At 52.8% G+C, this 2949-nt stretch carries 1 protein-coding gene; it reads right to left on the bottom strand.

Going from position 1 to position 2949, the window contains the following annotated elements:
- Positions 1-84: 84 nt before the first annotated feature.
- Positions 85-2949 (bottom strand): PolC-type DNA polymerase III (locus QVO51_RS08670; protein ID WP_288168038.1); only part of this gene is annotated, 2865 nt, incomplete at its 5' end.

Here is a 2949-nt window from a genome sequence, read left to right as displayed (position 1 = left end):
TCATGGCTGCCTGCGGCTGCTGCCGCACTCCTTTCATCACTTTACTATGCTAACATGTTAGCATAGTATTATAAAAAAGTCAAGTTAGAACAGCGTCATCTGACTGGATTTCGGCAATGCGCCCAAAGCGCCGATGCTTTCCAGGGTATCCACTATGGTTTTTGACGCACCGCACTTGTTCTGGAACTCCTCGATGGATACAAAATCCCGTGCCTGTGCGGTCTCATACAGGCTCATAGCCGCTGCTTCTCCCACGCCAGACAAAGCACCAAAGGGAATCCGGATCTTTCCGTCCTCAATCAGGTACTTCACCGCATGGGATTTATACAGATCGATGGGCAGGAACTCATACCCTCTGGACATCATTTCGTTGACGATCAGCAGGATATCATACAGGTCGTTTTCCTTCTTGCTCCGGTCATTTCCAAGGGCACGCAGCTCCTCGATCCGGTTCCGGACGGCAGCAATGCCCCGGACTGCCAGATCCGCATCAAAATCTCCACCACGGACAGTAAAATAGGTGGAGTAAAATTCCAGGGGCTTGTGGAGCTTGAACCAGCCCAGCTTGATGGCTGCGATAACATAGGCTGCCGCATGGGCCTTGGGGAACATGTACTTAATCTTCAAACAGCTGTCTATGTACCACTGGGGTACGTTGTGATCCTTCAGCATCTGGATCCGCTCCGGGGTAAAGGTTTTCGGTGCCTTACCCTTACGGGTGTCCTCCATGATCTGGAACGCCTGCTTGGGCTCGACCCCCTTATATAGCAGATAGGTCATGATGCTGTCTCGGGTACCGATTACCTCAGAAATGGTACAGGTCTTGTTCTCAATCAGATCCTTTGCGTTGCCAAGCCATACATCCGTACCATGGGACAGACCAGAAATCTGCAAAAAGTCGCTGAACTTAGTTGGCTTTGCGTCCATCAGCATGCCAATGGTGAAATTGGTACCCATCTCCGGGATGCCCAGACTGCCGGTGGGACAATAAACGTCCTCTTTGGTGACCCCAAGCACGGATACGTCCGTACACATACGGATCACGTCCGGATCCGTAGTGGGAACGTCCGCAATCTTGATGCCGGTCAGATCCTCCAGATGCTTGTACAGGGTGGGCACTACGTGTCCCAGCTCATCCAGCTTCAGAATGGTATCATGCAGGCTGTGAAAGTCGAAGTGGGTTGTGATGACGTCGGAATCCGCACTGTCCGCCGGATGCTGTACCGGGGTAAAGTCATATACATCATAGTCGGAGGGCACAACCACCATGCCTCCCGGATGCTGTCCGGTGGTGCGCTTTACGCCGGTACAGCCCTTGGCAAGCCGATTTTCCTCTGCCGGATTCTGGGATTCATTCCGATCCTCCAGAAAATGCTTGGCGTATCCGAATGCGGTTTTCTCCGCAACGGTACTGATGGTACCCGCCTTGAACACGTTGGCTCTTCCAAACAGCTCCTCCGTATACCGGTGGGCGGAGGACTGATACTCGCCGGAGAAATTCAGATCAATATCCGGCGCCTTGTCCCCGTCAAAGCCCAGGAAGGTTTCAAAGGGAATATCGTGCCCATCCCGGCGCATTTCAATGCCGCAGTTGGGACAGTTCTTTGCCGGCAGATCAAAACCGGAGCCATAGCTGCCGTCTGTGATAAATTCGCTGTGCTTGCATTTGGGGCATACATAGTGAGGTGCCAGCGGATTGACCTCCGAAATGCCTGCCATGGATGCCACAAAGGAGGAGCCAACGGATCCACGGGATCCTACCAGATAGCCATGCTCCTCCGAGTTGGAAACCAGCTTCTGGGCGATAATATACAGCACGGAAAAGCCATGCTTGATGATGGAGGACAGCTCCCGATCCAGCCGCTTAGCCACGATCTCCGGCAGGGGATCCCCGTAGATCTCCCTTGCCCGGTTGTTGGTGATCCGGGTCAGATCCTCCTCCGCCCCTTCGATATTCGGGGTAAAGGTGCCCTTGGGGATGGGACGTACAAAATCAATGAGATCGGCGATCCGGTTTGTGTTTTCCACCACTACCTCGTATGCCTTTTCCTGTCCCAGGTAAGAGAATTCCTCCAGCATTTCATCAGTGGTGCGCAGATACAAGGGTGCCTGCTGATCCGCATCCTTAAAGCCATTGCCAGCCATCAAAATCTGCCGGTATTTTCCGTCCTTGGGATCCATGAAATGCACGTCACAGGTGGCGACCACGGGCAATCCCAGATCGTCCCCGATCTTACAGATCATCCGGTTCCAGTTTTTCAGATCGTCTTCAGATTCTGCCGTACCATTCCGGAGCATGAACGCATTGTTTCCCAGAGGCTGGATTTCCAGATAATCATAAAATTTCGCAAGCTCCAGCAATTCCGCATAGGGTCTGCCGTCCACCATGGCACGGAACAGTTCCCCCGCCTCACAGGCACTGCCGAACAGCAATCCCTCATGGTACTTAAGCAGCTGGGACTTTGGCATCAAGGGCTTTTTGTAGAAGCAGTCAATGTGTCCGTAGGAGATCAGCCGATACAGATTTTTTAGTCCGGTCTGGTTTTTCGCCAGAATGATCTGGTGGAAGGATTTCAGCTTCCTTGCATCGATCTTCTGTACCTTGGTGTTCAGCTCCGACAAATACTCCAGCTTTTTTTCCGTGATCAGTCGTCCCACAAGCTCCAGATAGATTTTTGCAAGCATCATTGCGTCGTTGTCTGCCCGGTGATGGTCAAACTTCCCCAGCTTCAGGTGCTTTGCCACAACGTTCAGCTTATGCTTTGCAAGATCCGGCAGCATAGCCTGACACAGCACCAGACTGTCTATGTAAGCATAAGCGTACCGCTGCCCCGCCCTGCCCGCAGCCGCATCGATAAAGCTGGTATCGAACCGGGCGTTATGGGCAACCAGCACCGGATCCTCTCCGCAGAAGGCAAAAAATTCTTTCAGCGCCTGGGACGCCTTTGG

Origin of the sequence: Ruminococcus sp. CAG:379, from assembly GCF_000434255.1 — a bacterium.
Taxonomy (GTDB): domain Bacteria; phylum Bacillota; class Clostridia; order Oscillospirales; family Ruminococcaceae; genus Ruminococcus_F; species Ruminococcus_F champanellensis.
This window is presented reverse-complemented; position numbering and strand designations above follow the sequence as displayed.